The 13,963-nt window shown below is 65.5% G+C and carries 14 protein-coding genes; 6 read left to right on the forward strand and 8 right to left on the reverse strand.

The features are described 5' to 3' along the window. Nucleotides 1–3: 3 nt before the first annotated feature. From hisF to IVA98_RS09770, 4 genes are all read left to right on the forward strand, one after another. Nucleotides 4–777, forward strand: coding sequence for an imidazole glycerol phosphate synthase subunit HisF (gene hisF, locus IVA98_RS09755; RefSeq protein ID WP_247294918.1), 774 nt, complete (start codon nucleotides 4–6; stop codon nucleotides 775–777). An 81-nt stretch (nucleotides 778–858) separates the two neighbouring features. Then, a complete protein-coding gene (locus IVA98_RS09760; protein ID WP_247276591.1) occupies nucleotides 859–1,185 on the forward strand; it encodes a phosphoribosyl-ATP diphosphatase in 327 nt (108 codons plus the stop codon). A 22-nt stretch (nucleotides 1,186–1,207) separates the two neighbouring features. Beyond that, complete coding sequence (coaA, locus tag IVA98_RS09765) at nucleotides 1,208–2,164, forward strand: type I pantothenate kinase (RefSeq protein WP_200497031.1); 957 nt, start codon at nucleotides 1,208–1,210, stop codon at nucleotides 2,162–2,164. A gap of 104 nt (nucleotides 2,165–2,268) precedes the next feature. Next, the gene (locus tag IVA98_RS09770; RefSeq protein ID WP_247332701.1) at nucleotides 2,269–2,622 is read left to right on the forward strand and encodes a hypothetical protein; all 354 of its coding nucleotides are present in this window, start codon (nucleotides 2,269–2,271) and stop codon (nucleotides 2,620–2,622) included. Here the strand turns inward: IVA98_RS09770 and IVA98_RS09775 are convergent. The 4 genes from IVA98_RS09775 to IVA98_RS09790 all read right to left on the reverse strand — a co-directional run bounded on the left by IVA98_RS09775 (nucleotide 2,590) and on the right by IVA98_RS09790 (nucleotide 7,879). Beyond that, on the reverse strand, nucleotides 2,590–3,219 hold the full coding sequence (locus IVA98_RS09775) for a histidine phosphatase family protein (protein WP_247294922.1): 630 nt from the start codon (nucleotides 3,217–3,219) through the stop codon (nucleotides 2,590–2,592). The genes IVA98_RS09770 and IVA98_RS09775 overlap by 33 nt on opposite strands. A 109-nt stretch (nucleotides 3,220–3,328) precedes the next feature. Then, nucleotides 3,329–5,554, reverse strand: a complete 2,226-nt coding sequence (locus tag IVA98_RS09780; protein WP_247294924.1) for an ATP-binding protein — start codon at nucleotides 5,552–5,554, stop codon at nucleotides 3,329–3,331. A gap of 210 nt (nucleotides 5,555–5,764) precedes the next feature. Continuing rightward, complete coding sequence (locus IVA98_RS09785; RefSeq protein WP_247332703.1) at nucleotides 5,765–6,232, reverse strand: hypothetical protein; 468 nt, start codon at nucleotides 6,230–6,232, stop codon at nucleotides 5,765–5,767. 108 nt (nucleotides 6,233–6,340) lie between these two features. Next, on the reverse strand, nucleotides 6,341–7,879 hold the full coding sequence (locus IVA98_RS09790; protein WP_247354801.1) for a YifB family Mg chelatase-like AAA ATPase: 1,539 nt from the start codon (nucleotides 7,877–7,879) through the stop codon (nucleotides 6,341–6,343). 228 nt (nucleotides 7,880–8,107) lie between these two features. Between IVA98_RS09790 and IVA98_RS09795 the strand changes: the two genes are divergently transcribed. Together IVA98_RS09795 and IVA98_RS09800 are read left to right on the forward strand one after the other, a co-directional pair. After that, nucleotides 8,108–8,353 carry a PilZ domain-containing protein gene (locus IVA98_RS09795; RefSeq protein ID WP_018644993.1) on the forward strand — a complete coding sequence of 82 codons (246 nt, stop codon included), beginning with the start codon at nucleotides 8,108–8,110 and terminating at the stop codon, nucleotides 8,351–8,353. Nucleotides 8,354–8,433: 80 nt separating this feature from the next. Then, nucleotides 8,434–9,207 (forward strand): tetratricopeptide repeat protein, encoded by a 774-nt coding sequence (locus IVA98_RS09800; protein ID WP_247294942.1) that lies wholly within the window; start codon nucleotides 8,434–8,436, stop codon nucleotides 9,205–9,207. Nucleotides 9,208–9,286: 79 nt separating this feature from the next. Here the strand turns inward: IVA98_RS09800 and IVA98_RS09805 are convergent, their stop codons facing one another. The 4 genes from IVA98_RS09805 to cpaB are packed head-to-tail and all read right to left on the reverse strand — an operon-like array spanning nucleotide 9,287 to nucleotide 13,708. Beyond that, nucleotides 9,287–10,576, reverse strand: a complete 1,290-nt coding sequence (locus tag IVA98_RS09805; RefSeq protein WP_247294944.1) for a CpaE/TadZ family protein — start codon at nucleotides 10,574–10,576, stop codon at nucleotides 9,287–9,289. Then, entirely contained in the window at nucleotides 10,573–11,307 is a 735-nt protein-coding gene (locus tag IVA98_RS09810; protein ID WP_247294946.1) for a CpaD family pilus assembly protein, read from the reverse strand. Before IVA98_RS09810 ends, IVA98_RS09805 begins: the two co-directional genes overlap by 4 nt. 57 nt (nucleotides 11,308–11,364) lie before the next feature. Further along, nucleotides 11,365–12,882, reverse strand: coding sequence for a type II and III secretion system protein family protein (locus IVA98_RS09815; RefSeq protein WP_247294949.1), 1,518 nt, complete (start codon nucleotides 12,880–12,882; stop codon nucleotides 11,365–11,367). 13 nt (nucleotides 12,883–12,895) lie between these two features. Continuing rightward, nucleotides 12,896–13,708 carry a Flp pilus assembly protein CpaB gene (gene cpaB / locus IVA98_RS09820; protein WP_247294952.1) on the reverse strand — a complete coding sequence of 271 codons (813 nt, stop codon included), beginning with the start codon at nucleotides 13,706–13,708 and terminating at the stop codon, nucleotides 12,896–12,898. Between the last annotated feature and the right edge of the window lie 255 nt (nucleotides 13,709–13,963).

Raw genomic sequence — 13,963 nt, forward strand, 5'->3', positions numbered from 1 at the left:
CCAATGTTCAAGGTGCGCGTGATCCCCTGCCTCGACGTCAAGGACGGAAGGGTCGTCAAGGGCGTGAATTTCGTCGATTTGCGCGATGCCGGCGACCCTGTCGAAGCCGCAATCGCCTATGATGCCGCTGGGGCCGACGAGCTTACCTTCCTCGACATCACTGCGACCCATGAGAACCGCGGCATCATGCTCGATGTGGTCCGGCGCACGGCAGAAGCCTGCTTCATGCCTGTCACCGTCGGCGGCGGCGTGCGTGAGGTCAACGACATCAAGACGCTGCTGCGCGCCGGCGCCGACAAGGTCTCGATCAACAGCGCCGCGGTGTCGCGACGGGAGTTCGTCAAGGAAGCGGCCGAAAAGTTCGGCGAGCAATGCGTGGTGGTGGCGATCGATGCCAAGCGCGTCAAGCGTCCGGGCGGCGACCGCTGGGAGATCTTCACCCATGGCGGGCGCAACTCGACCGGCATCGATGCCATCGAATATGCCCAGGAAGTGGTCTCGCTCGGCGCCGGCGAAATCCTGCTTACCTCGATGGACCGCGACGGCACCAGGCAGGGTTTCGACATTCCGCTGACGCGCGCGATTGCCGACAGCGTCTCCGTTCCGGTGATCGCCTCGGGCGGCGTCGGCAATCTCGACCATCTCGTCGAGGGTATCCGCGACGGGCACGCCACCGCCGTGCTGGCGGCCTCGATCTTCCACTTCGGGGAATTCACCATCCGACAAGCCAAGGAGCACATGGCCCGGCGCGGGCTGCCCATGCGCCTCGATGCCTGACGACTCCCGTTCGTAAAAGTGCTACACGAGCCGTGTGGGGACCGGCTCGTTCGGCCGTATCGCGTTTTCCGAGTATTCCGTATGCCGCGTTTCACGATCCATGATCTGGCCGAGACCATCGATGCCCGCGCGGCCGCCGGTGGCGAGGCCTCCTACACCCGCAAGCTCCTGGACAAGGGCGCCGAGCATTGCGCCAAGAAGTTCGGTGAGGAGGCAGTCGAAACCGTAATCGCAGCAGTCGAAAACGATCGCGCGCATCTGATCGCCGAGAGCGCCGACCTGCTCTACCATTTCCTTGTGCTGCTCAAGGCCCGCGGCGTAAAGCTGGAGGAGGTCGAGGCCGCGCTGGACAAGCGGACGTCGATGTCAGGGTTGGAAGAAAAGGCGTCGCGCAAGAGCGGCAACTAGCCGAGGTGGAAAAGATCGCGTCATGGATATCCGCGCACCCGAGCAGCAGTATAATCCGTACCGCGTCTATACGCGCGAAGAATGGGCGCGCTTGCGCGACGACACGCCGATGACGCTGGAGCCGGGCGAGTTCGACCGGCTGCGTTCGCTGCACGACCGCCTCGACCTCCAGGAGGTCGAGGACATTTACCTGCCGCTGTCGCGCCTGCTCTCGATCTACGTCGATGCGATGCAGCGCCTGTATTACGCCGAGCGGCAATTCCTCAACATCCGCGACCGCAAGGTGCCCTACATCATCGGCGTTGCCGGCTCGGTCGCGGTAGGCAAATCCACCACGGCCCGCGTGCTCCAGGCCCTCTTGGCGCGCTGGTCGCCGCGCCCGAAGGTCGAGCTGATCACCACCGACGGGTTTCTCTACCCCAACGCGGTGCTCGACCGGCAGGGCATCATGCAGAAGAAGGGTTTTCCCGAGAGCTACGACCTGCCACTGCTGCTCAGCTTCCTCTCCGACATCAAGTCCGGACGCCGTCATGTGCGCGCGCCGGTCTATTCGCATCTGACCTACGACATCGTGCCGAACCAGTGGGCCGAGATCGACCAGCCCGACATCCTGATCGTCGAAGGCGTCAACGTCCTGCAGACCGGCAAGCTGCCGCGCGACGGCAAGGCGGTGCCTGTGGTCTCCGACTTCTTCGATTTCTCCGTCTATATCGACGCCGACGAGGCGGCGCTGCGGCAATGGTACATCAAGCGCTTCCTGGCGCTGCGTGACACCGCCTTCACCAATCCAAAATCCTACTTCAACCGCTACGCGCTGTTGTCGGACGAGGAAGCCACCGCCACCGCGATCGCGATCTGGGAGCGCACCAACCTCGCCAATCTCGAGGACAACATCTTGCCGACCCGGCCCCGCGCGACGCTGATCCTGAAGAAGGGCGCCGACCACACGGTGGAGAGCGTGGCGCTCAGGCGGTTGTAATCGCGCCGGTGAACATGGCCCCTGGCTGGTTTGGGCTGAGTGTCTTTTGTTGCAGACCTACAATCGGTATTCCGCTATGCGTTCAAGAACGGCGGAGAGGCACTATGGTTGATCGTCTCAGAAGCGCTGCGGAGCAGCTTGAAGCTCCGATCTGCCCGGACTGCCACATCGAGATGAAGTGGTTCCGCTCCGAACTGCTCGCGGACGAGCCGACGCCGATCATCGCGCATCTTTTCGTGTGCCCACATTGCAAGCGCGCGGCAAAAGCGGACACCATCTTCAAAGCCGACCGAGCGCCGCCTGATAAGCTCACTGCGCCGCGCTTTCTTTCACATGCCGACGCACCGAGTCGCGCCGGACGGCACGGGGCATGCTCGGCGCCCGACCTGGCCGTTACCCTAGCTGGCACGCCGCCGCTGGATGGCTCACTTGCCTGTTTTCGTATTCCAGTCCGCTAGCTTGATGCGCCCCGCAAAGATGGCGGGCCCGGAGCTGCTGGCCTTGTAGACGAAGGCTTCGCCTTCCTGCACGTCGCCGGCCTCCTTGCCGAAGGCATCGGCGATGTTCGTCTTGTGGGTGATCAGGAACGTGTTGGTGCCGGCCTTCGGCGGCGTATCGACGAGATGACGCACGGCTTGGCCCGCCTTTGCATTTGCACCCGTCGGGTTGGCCATTCCCGACGCACTGGCGTTGCTGCTGTCCGTTAACGCATCGACCGGCTTGACCTCGCGGCCGGAGATCAGCTTGCCCGCCTCGACCGCGCGGTTCAGCCGGCTGGTGTAGACCTCGCCGATCGGAATCGCGAGATCCTTGACCGCTGTCCCGATCTGACGCGCCATGTCCCTGCCCTTTTCACTGAGCTGGCGCTGCGCGCTCATGTCGTCGAATTTGAAAGGGTAGACGTCCCTTTGGCTGTCGTCGGTGGCGGTGTGCCGAAACACCAGCACGTAACCGCCCTGCCTGAGGGATGTGATGAGTTCCGGCGTATCCGCCGCGGTGTGTCCAGAAATTCCAGCGAAAAGGACAATGAGTGCGAGGCGGCAAAGCACGTTCATGCGCAAAGTCCCCTATTGCAAAACGTCCCCTCAGGGGATGGTGACGCGCAACGAGGCCGATTTCAATTATCGATTGCCGGTCGGGCCGAGGTTCTCGTGAAATTCTGGATCAGACTGTCAGGTGGCGGGACGTGGCCAGCCCGGCCAGCGCCTGATCCAGCTTCTCGCGGTCGAGCGGCTTGATCAGGAATCCATTCATGCCTGCCTCGAAGCAGGCGTAGCGGTCCTCGACCAGCGTATTGGCGGTGAGTGCCAGGATGGGCACGCGCTGGCGACCCATGGCCGCCTCATGCGCGCGAATGCGCTTTGTCGTCTCAATGCCGTCGAGCTGCGGCATCTGGATATCCATCAGCACGAGGTCATAGGGCGTGCCGGCCGATGAGGCGGCGAGCCAGGATTCCAGCGCCGCTTCGCCGTGGATAGCGATGACGACGCGGTGGCCGAGTTTGGTGAGCAGCGAGCGCATCAACAGCGCATTGATCTCGTTGTCCTCGGCAACGAGGATCGACAGGCCTTTCGCCGGCGTTGCACTTTTGGATTCTGCCAATGGCTCCGGCGCGAGCTCGGGCGAGGCGACCTCCGGCGTCAGCGAAAGGCGTGTGGCGAGCGAGGCGGCGCGCAGCGGCTTCACCAGGAATCCGGTGAAGGCCGGGGACAGTTCCTCATGGCGCGAGCTCGACGTCAGCAGCACCAGGCGCTGCATCGCATGCGCCCGCGCCGTTTCGCCGAGATGGTCGGCAGCGGCGGGACCGATCGCGCGATCGACCAGCATGGCGTGCCATGAACGCTCCGGCAGCAGCGCTTGAGCCACGGCGGCGTCCGCCACCATGCAGGTCTGACCGCCCCAGCGCTCCAGGCGCCGCGCGATCAGCGACGCCTCGATGCCCTCGGCGACGAGGAGAATCGGCTTGCCGGCGAGTTCGGGGCTGGGGAATGCCGTCTGTCCGCTACCTGCTTGTGACGGGGCTAGCGGCACCGCGACCTCGAAGGTTGACCCTTTGCCCGGTTCGCTCTCGAGCGTGATCCGGCCGCCCATGCGCTTGACGATGCGCTCGCTGATGGACAGGCCTAGCCCGGTGCCGCCATAGGTGCGCGCGACGCGCTCGTCCGCCTGCTCGAACTCCCGGAAGATGCGCGATTGCGCTTCCGACGCGATGCCGATGCCGGTGTCGCGGACCAGGAAGCTGATCTCGTTCGGCCGCATGCCGGGCTCGACGATCAGCGCGACGCCGCCGCTCGCGGTGAACTTGATGGCGTTGCCGGCGAGGTTGAGCAGCACCTGGCGCAGCCGCGCGGCGTCCCCCACGACCTCGAGCGGCAGGCGCTCGTCGATATAGGACGCGATCTCGAGACTCTTGGCCTGCGCACGCGGCGCGAGAAGCTCGGTGATCTCCTCGACCAGCGTGGACAAGGCGAAAGGACGCTGCTCGAGATCGAGCTTGCCGGCTTCGATCTTGGAATAATCGAGCAGCTCCTCGATCAGCGCCATCAGTGCTTCGCCCGAGGTTTTCACCGCCCTGGCATAGGTCGTCTGCTCCGGCGTCAGCATGGTGTCGAGCAAGAGGCTGCCCATGCCGATGATGCCGTTGAGGGGCGTGCGGATTTCGTGCGAGGCCATCGCGAGGAAACGCGATTTCGCGCGGTTGGCGGCATCGGCCTGATCGCGCGCGTCGGATAAAGCGCGCTCGGTCTCGGTGCGGTCGGTGACGTCGCGTCCGACGCTCTGCAATTCGGCGGGCTGGCCGGCATCGCGGCGCACATAGCCCTCGCGCCAGGCGATCCAGCGCGCACCGAGCGGGGTTGCGATTTTCTGGTCGTGAACGCGCGTGCCGCTGCTCTCGCGCGCGCTGTCGCCCTGCTCCAGCACGTCGAAGTCGAAGCGTGTGCCGACCAGCGCGCTCCGGGCCTGTCCCGCCAGCGCGCAATAGGCGTCGTTGGCAAAGGTGATGCGGCCGCTCGTGTCGCGCAGCACGATCAGGTCGCCCTGCTGCTCGAACAGGCTGCGGGCGCGCTCTTCGGCTTCCTTGAGCTCCCAATTGCGGTCGATCAGCGCCTCGTTGTGGGCGGCGAGCGAACGCAGCCGCTTGTTGACGAAGCGCAGCCGCATGCTCAGCGTCGCAAGACCAAGGCACGCCAGCGCGAACAGAAAGCTCGCGCCGATCGCAAAGGCGTTGGGATCGTAGCCGGAATTCTCGGACCGGCTGCCGGAGACGAAGCCGTAGGCGGCGCCGAACGTCGCCGAGAAGATAATGAACGAGCGCAGCGCGAAAGCGATACGGGGATGCTGTCGCCTGAAGCGGCGCATGCGCACCTTGATCCGGAACGTCCGACCCATCGCCACCGACCCTTGTCCGAAACCCCGTGCCCGCCGTGTGCGACGATGTCGCGTCGACCTTGCGAACAGCTTGAGGCTTTGGCGCCGCCTCCCAACAGGGTTGACGAGGTGTTAACGCTTCAGAGCATGATCCGCAAAAGTGTGCAGCGATTTTCCGAAAAGATCATGCTCAAGCAAGAAGCTAAAGCGCGATCGTGATCTCAGCGCGCTTTAGAGCGAGGCGGCCTGCAGGTGGCCATGGCCGCCGCGGGCGCCGACGATCAGCGCCGCGGCCTCGCGCTGCGAGAACGTCTTCGAGCGCACATAGATGCGGTAATCGGCCGGTCCTTCGGTGGAGAGATAGATCACCTGGCCGCCGTCGACGGGCTGCGCGGCGATCGAGACCAGGCGTGTCGACGGATTGCCCTGGCAGGAATCCGATTCCGAGCCGAGGCCATCGTCGACCACCGCGAAGTCCGCAGCGTCCGCATTGTCGGTGACCTGGACCCGTACCGTGGCCTGCGCGGGATCATCGGTGAAGGCGACATGCACGCCGGCGGTCCAGAACACGGAGGTGAGCTCGACCGAGGTCTCGCCCAGGGCAATGCAGGGATGCGAGACCGATCCGATCTCGGCGCGGGCGAACACCGCCGCCGCCAACAGGGGAACAACCGACGCCAGGATCTTGAAACGCAACATGACACTCTACTCGCCCGCCCCGCGGGAACTCGTGTTGGAAACACATGCGGCTTATGGTTTGCAGAGCGTAAAGGAAACTCGTTACCGCCGGGTTGATGCGTGCGGGCTTCACGCCATCTGCCGTACATCCTCCGCGAGTGCGCGGTAGGACAGCGCTTCGGCGAGGTGCAGCCGGCCGATCTTGTCCGCGTTATCGAGATCGGCCAGCGTGCGCGCGACCCGCAGCACGCGGTGATAGCCGCGCGCCGACAGCCGCATGGTCTCCGCCGCGTCCCGCAATAGCTTGGCGCCTTGCGCATCCGGTTTTGCGATCTCTTCGAGGACCGAGGCCGGCGCCTCGGCATTGGTGCGGACGTTGGGCAGGCCGGCATCCGCATAACGCGCGAGCTGGATGTCGCGTGCCGCCGCCACGCGCGCGGCGACTTCGGCGGAGCCTTCCGCTGGCGGCGGCAGAATCAAATCGGCCGCGGTCACCGCCGGCACCTCGATGCGCAGATCAATGCGATCCATCAAGGGACCCGAGATGCGCGCCTGGTAGTCGCCGGTGCAGCGGTCGATGCGGCCGCGCTTGCAGGCATAGCCCGGCTCGAACGCGTTGCCGCAGCGGCAGGGATTCATTGCGGCCACCAGCATGAAGCGGGCAGGGTAGGTGACGCGATGATTGGCGCGCGACACCGCGACCTCGCCGTTCTCGAGGGGCTGGCGCAGCGAATCCAGCACGCGCGGATCGAACTCCGGCAGCTCGTCGAGGAACAGCACGCCCTGATGCGCCAGCGAGATCTCGCCGGGCTTGGCGCGCACGCCGCCGCCGGTGAGCGCGGCCATGCTGGCGGAATGATGCGGCGAGCGGAACGGCCGCCGCGCGGTTAGCGCGCCGCCCTCGATCTCGCCGGCGACGGAGGCGATCATCGAGACTTCGAGCAGTTCGCCTGGCGACAGCGGCGGCAGGATCGAGGGCAGGCGGGCCGCCAGCATCGATTTGCCGGCGCCAGGCGCGCCGATCATCAGCAGGTGATGTCCGCCCGCGGCTGCGATCTCGAGCGCCCGCTTGGCGCTCTCCTGGCCCTTGATATCGCGCAGGTCGAGGGACGAGGCGGCGGCCTCATGCACCTTCGGCGAGGGCCGCGACAGCACCTGCGTGCCCTTGAAATGGTTGGCGATCTGAATGAGTGATTGTGCGGCGATGATCTGGATGTCCGGGCTCGCCCAGGCCGCCTCCGAGCCGCAGGCTGCCGGGCAGATCAGGCCCTCCTCGCGCGCATTGGCGCCGATCGCGGCGGGCAGGACACCTGCGACCGGCGCAATCGATCCGTCGAGGCCGAGCTCGCCGAGAACGGTGAAGCCAGCCAGTGCATCGGGCGGGATCGCGCCGATCGCCGCCATCAGCCCGAGCGCGATCGGCAGGTCGTAATGGCTGCCCTCCTTGGGCAGGTCGGCCGGGGCCAGATTGACGATGATCCGCCGCGCCGGCAGCGCCAGCCCCGAGGCGATCAGGGCCGAACGCACCCGCTCGCGTGCCTCCGACACCGCCTTGTCCGGCAGGCCGACGATGGCGAAGGCCGGCAGCCCTGGGGCGACCTGCACCTGCACGTCGACCGCACGGGCCTCAATCCCCTCAAAGGCGACGGTAGAAACCCGCTGAACCATGCTCGAACCAGCCTGCCCTTTCGCGCGATTAGGGGTAGCAGAGTCGGGCGCCTTGCGCAAGAACAATACAGGAACATGTCCAAGGACCGACAAAAGTACTATCCGATCGTAAACGTGAAGCGGACACTACGCCTCGAATGCGAGCGGCTCCCCTCAGCACATTCCAACGAATGTCCGCTACTCCTACGCTTGCGGGATGGGCCGTGGTCTAACGGGTGAAGAATTCAAATGCTTGCAAATCGCCGGAGAAGCGAACGTCGGGTATGCAGCCGGCTCGCCAAAATCCATTTTGGCGCGGGCTCGCTGCCGCGCGACTGCACGATCACGGATATCTCGGATGGCGGCGTGAAAGTGGTGGCGGAATTCCTGGAAGTGCCGCCGCAATTCACCATCATCTTCGCGCCCGATTATTCCCGCCAATGCCGCCTGCGCTGGCGCATCGGCTGCGAGTTCGGCGCGGAGTTCGTCGATTAGACCTTAATGGTCGCGCCTCCTTAACGGGGCTTTAGCGTTAATGGGTAAGCATCTCTGATCAGTCGCCGAGTGATCAGAGTATGTCCAAGCGTCCGTCTCCCGCCTCTCCTTCGGCGAAATTCCTGCTTCCCGCGTTGATGGTGCTTGTCCTCGCCGGCTGCCAGACCAATGGCATCGAGGATGTCACCGGCGCGCTCGGCGTCAGATCTGAAGCCAGTGTGAAGGCCGACGCCAAGCCGGACATGGACACCTTGCGCGAACGCTATCGCGCCACGCCCGGTGATCCCGGCGTTGTGCTCGCCTATGGCAAGGCGCTGCGCGATAGCGGCCAGCGGGCGCAGGCGGTCGCGGTGATGGAGCAGGCCGTGCTCGGCCATCCCAGCAACAAGGCATTGCTCGCCGGCTATGGCCGCGCGCTCGCTGACAACGGCAATTTCCAGCAGGCCTTCGACGTCCTCGGCCGAGCGCATACGCCCGAGGATCCGGACTGGCGCATCCTGTCGGCGCAGGGCGCGGCGCTCGATCAGCTCGGCCGCAATGAGGAGGCGCAGCAATATTATGCGACCGCCTTGAAGATCGTGCCCGACGAGCCGCAGGTTTTGTCCAATCTCGGCCTGTCTTACATGCTCCAGAACAATCTGCCGCGGGCGGAGGAAACGATGCGCCGCGCGCACGAGCGCAATCCCGCCGATTCCCGCGTGCGCGCCAATCTCGCGCTGGTGCTGGGACTGGAAGGAAAGCAGGCCGAGGCCGAGGCTATCGTGAGGACCGACCTGCCGCCGGATCAGGCGGCGGCAAAGGTCACGGCGCTGCGGCAATTGCTGGCGAAGAAGCAGCAGCGGGCGGACAAATAGCCCGCGCCGTTTAGATCTCGTTTTTGGCGCGCTTTCTTGACGCGAACCCGGATCCGTCGCTCGAAAACGCGTCCAGCCCCTACGACGCCTTGCGATGCGGGGCGGATCCGCGGCCCGACCTGCCCTTCAGCTTCTTCAGCAGCGGGCCGAGCAGCGAGCGCCTCGGCTTCTTCACCTCGCCGCGGCCGGCGAGGCGGTTGGCCATGTTCTGGAACAGAAGGGTGGTGCGGTGGCTCTTGGAGATCTCCGCGATCATCTGGCCGTTGTTGGCGGCGGTCGAGAACAGCTTCGAATCGAACGGGATCACCGCGAGCGGCTGGCTCTCCATGGTTTTGGCGAAAGCCTTGACCTCGATCTCCGCGCGCTTGTGCATGCCGACCTGGTTGAGACAGTACAGCGGCGGCCGGTCGTTCGGGCGCGCCGCCTTGAGCACGCTCAGCATGTTCTTGGTGTTGCGCAAATTGGCGAGATCGGGCTCGGCCACGATCACGATGTCGTCGGCGTTGACCAGCGCCCGCCGCGTCCAGCCCGACCATTGGTGGGGTACGTCGAGCACGATGCAGGGCGTGGTCATGCGCAGCGTGTCGAACACCGCATCAAAAGCTTCGGCGCCGAAATCGTAGACGCGGTCGAGCGTCGCGGGGGCCGCCAGCAGGCTGAGGCGCTCGGTGCATTTGGCAAGCAGGCGCTCCATCAGCGCCGTGTCGGGCCGGTCCTGCGATAGCACCGCGTTGGCGATGCCCTGCAGCGGATCCTGATTGTAGTCGAGGCTCGCAGTACCGAAGGCGAGGTCGAGATCGATCACGACGGAATCGAGCGCGAGGTCGCGGGCGATGGTCCAGGCCACATTGTGCGCAACGGTGGACGCGCCGACGCCGCCCTTGGCGCCGACCACCGCGATGACGCGGCCGGTGATGATGGCTTCGGATGCCGAGAACAGGCTACAGATCGAGCGGACGACGTCGAGGGTTTCGACTGGCCCGACCACGTAGTCGTTGACGCCGCGGCGGACCAGCTCGCGATAGGGCGCGGTGTCGTTGGGATTGCCGATCACCACGACGCGGGTGCCGGGGTCGCAGACGCCGGCGAGGTCGTCGAGCCCCTCCAGGATGTCACGCGTGCCGTCGGATTCGATCACGATCACGTTCGGCGTCGGCATCGTTTCATAGACTTCGATTGCCGCAGCGAGACCACCGTCCCTGGCGGTGAGATGCGCCTTGGCGAGCCGCCGATCCTCCCCCGCCGCGGTCACCGCGGCGAGCGTCTGCTCGGTCTCGCAAAAGGCCTGCACCGAGATGCGAGGAACCGGTGCAATGTGTTCGTCGGGGTGCCGCGGATCGTCCGCTTCTTCGTCGTGGATGCCAGTCATTTGCCGGTGTCGCTAAGTTTGGCCTTGTCGGCCTCGGGATAGGAAGTCGCGGTCGTCGAGCCCTTGCGATAGCGGTCGAAGGCGATGTCGCGCCGTGCGGTGTAGGCGGGCGTCTCGGCGCGCGGCTGCTCGAGGTCGGCGGGATTGTCGATCATGGCCGCGAGGTTGCGCTGGCTGGCGCAGCCCAGATTGAAATACGGCCGGTTCTCATTGTAGCCGGGGTCGAGGATGTTCGGACCAACGTCTTCCGGCCACAACCCGCAGGGTCCGGCCACCGCGCTGAGTTTGGAATAGCTCAGCCGGATCGTCGGCAGGAGGCCGGGGTCTTCGGGACGATAGGGATGCTGGAGGATGGCGTGCGAGGGCACGCCGCCGGATGCGAGCGCGGAACGAATTTCTCGATAAGTCGCCGCCGCGGCACGCGAATTCGCGGTGTCGACGGGCACGTCGACGACGACGGAGCCGGTGCCTTCGCGCATCCAATCCCGGGCAATGCCAGCGACATCGGCGTGCTGCGCGGCCGAGAGGCCGCCGCGCGCCTTGCCGACGAAGATCACGATCGAGCGCCTACCCTCCTGCACCGCGATCGGGTGGCGCTGGCGATAGTCGGTCGGCACTGTCTGAGTGACGATTTCACCGGTGGTGTTGCACGCGCCCAGCATGACGGACAGCCCCGTCAGCACCAGCGCGACGCTCAAAGGGCGGCGTCGGTCGGCTATCGTCCTCGTCATCGCTTGATTCCCCTCTTGCCCCGTTTCTGCTCCGGTCCCCAGGCCGTCCGCTCGTCGTCAATCGATGATGAAGCCGAAATCGCCGGGCGTGCCGTTGATGGGATCGACGCGGCGCGTGATGCCATAAAGGCGGTTCATGCGGCCGAGCAGCGCCGTCTGCGCGTCGGAAGCCGGCGCGAAACCGTCGTCGGGCCGCGACAATTCCTTCTGGGCGACGGCGCGCACCACATAGGGCGTCACGATCACCATCAACTCGGTTTCGTTGTTGACGAAGTCCTGGCTGCGGAACAGCGCGCCGATGATCGGCACCTGGTCCACGCCGGGCAGGCCGTTGATCGCCTGCTTGGTCTGCTGCTGGATCAGGCCGGCCATCGCCATCGAGCCGCCGGAGGGAATTTCCAGTGTCGTTTCGGCGCGGCGGGTCTGAACCGAGGGAATGGTGATCGAGCTAGTCTGGCCCGCGGACACCGCCTGCGTCACCGAGATGGCGTTCTGATTCGACAGCTCCGAGACTTCGGTCATCACGCGCAGGCTGATACGTCCTTCGCTCAGCACGACCGGCGTGAAGTTCAGGGAGATGCCGAACTTCTTATAGGTGATCTGGGTGGTACAGACGTGGGTGACCGGATCGCAGGAATAGCCGGCCGGAATCGGGAATTCACCGCCGGCGATGAAGGTGGCGGACTCGCCGGAGATCGCGGTTAGGCTCGGCTCGGCGAGCGTGCGCATGACGCCGGCGCTTTCCATCGCGCGCATCGTGGCGTTGACGGTGGCCACGCCTTTTGCGAGTCCGGTAACACCGAGCCCGTTGCTGCTGACGAGAGGGCCGCCTGAGACCGAGAACGGGTTGGAATTGTTGAAATTCACCACCGCGGTGCCGGCGTTCAGGCTGGCGCTGAGATCGACGCCCAGCTGCTTGACGATATCGCGGCGCACTTCGCCGACCACGACCTTGAGCATCACCTGGTCGCGGCCGCGAACGACGATGTTGTTGACGACCTTGTCCGAGCCGCCGACGAGCTTTGCGGCGACGTCGCCCGCCTGCTGTGCCTCGACCGGGCTCGAGACCGAGCCGGTCAGCATCACGCTGTCGCCGATGCCTTCGATCTGCACGCCCGGCAGCGACTGGCGCAGCGCGGTGCGCATGCCGTTGAGGTCGCGCTTCACCGCGATGTCGTAGGAGGCGACCTGCTGGCCGTCGGCGGTGAAGAACACCACGTTGGTCTGGCCGACCTGGCCGCCGATGATATAGGCGCGCTGCGCCGAGCGGATTACGGCATTGGCGATCTTGGGATCGGCCACCAGCACGTCCTTGACCTCGCGCGGCAGGTCGATGACGACGGACTTGCCGACGCCGAGCGACAGAAAGCGCGTCCGCGCCGGCGCGATCGTCGCGACCGAGGACACACCGAGATCAGGCGCCTGCATCGGTGCCTGATCGCCGACCGGGGCATCCGCGGCACTGAGCCGGTCGGAGGCTGCGAGCAGCCCCAGCAGCAGCATCGTCCCCGCCAAGAACGAGCGCGCGCGCTTCCCCCGAATGCGCAGGCCCGTCCGATCATCCCCGTAGTTCATACTGTCCCCATCATCACTTCTGTGACGTCAGTTGGCGCGCCTGCACGCCATAACGAATTACGTTCACGCCACCGGGACGCTTGACCGCCTGGTCCTCGGGCGACCCGTCGACTGCGTTGGCATCGACGATGCTCCGCAGCGCGAGCTGGAGCGTGCCGCCCTGGCGCGCAGCCGACAGCGTGGCGACCTGGTCGGGCTTGAGCTCGAGCGTGACGGTCTTGCCGATCACGGCGGTCTGGCCGTCCTTTTCCTTCGGCGCCTGGTCGATCGCGAGCACGCGGATGTTGGTCAGGATGACCTCGGACACGATCAGATCGTTGCCGCCGGTCGATCCGTTGGTGTCGGGATTCTTCAGGCGGCGGGTCAGCACGATGTCGACGCGGTCGTTCGGCAGGATGAAGCCGCCGGCGCCGGTCTCGGCTGAAATTTCGGTGGATACGGCCCGCATGCCGGAGGGCAGGATCGCAGCCATGAAGCCGGAGCCTTCGGCCCTGACCAGCTTCTGCTCGCGGATCGGCTCGCCCTGCATCAACGGCACGCGCGCGATCGAGCCGGCGATCTGGGTCTGCGCCTCGGGCCTGCTGTCGCGGCGAATGAACGCATTGCTCGCCGTCGCTGCCGGCCAGACCTGCCATTGCAGGTCCTCGGGCTTCACGGCCTGGCCGAGCCCGATGTCGGTTTTCGCGACGAGAACCTCGACGGTCGGCAGTTTCTCGGTGACGGGCAGAACGGGCGCGGGCGCATTCTGATAGCCGCTCGCCAGATACGCAGCGACGCCGCCGGCAGCGAGCGCGATGACGAGAACGACAAGGCGTGCGGTATTCATACGCTTCTACTCATACGCGGGGCACTCGAACCGCACGTGGCGGGTCCCCCCTGTCGATGAGTAGGGAGTAAAAGTATAAGGGGTGTTGCGAGGCCGGATGTGATGGCCAGTGACGGTGCTGGTTTTCGGCTGATGGTGAACGTGGCGTTATTCAACCGGCCAGCGGCCCCGTAGATTTACGCAAGCCAGCCTATTCGTTCGCATGACCGGTGCGGCGTCATGGTGAACGGGTGGTTAGTGATGTGAGCACGTGCA

Source organism: Bradyrhizobium sp. 160 (genome assembly GCF_023073735.1).
Lineage (GTDB): Bacteria > Pseudomonadota > Alphaproteobacteria > Rhizobiales > Xanthobacteraceae > Bradyrhizobium.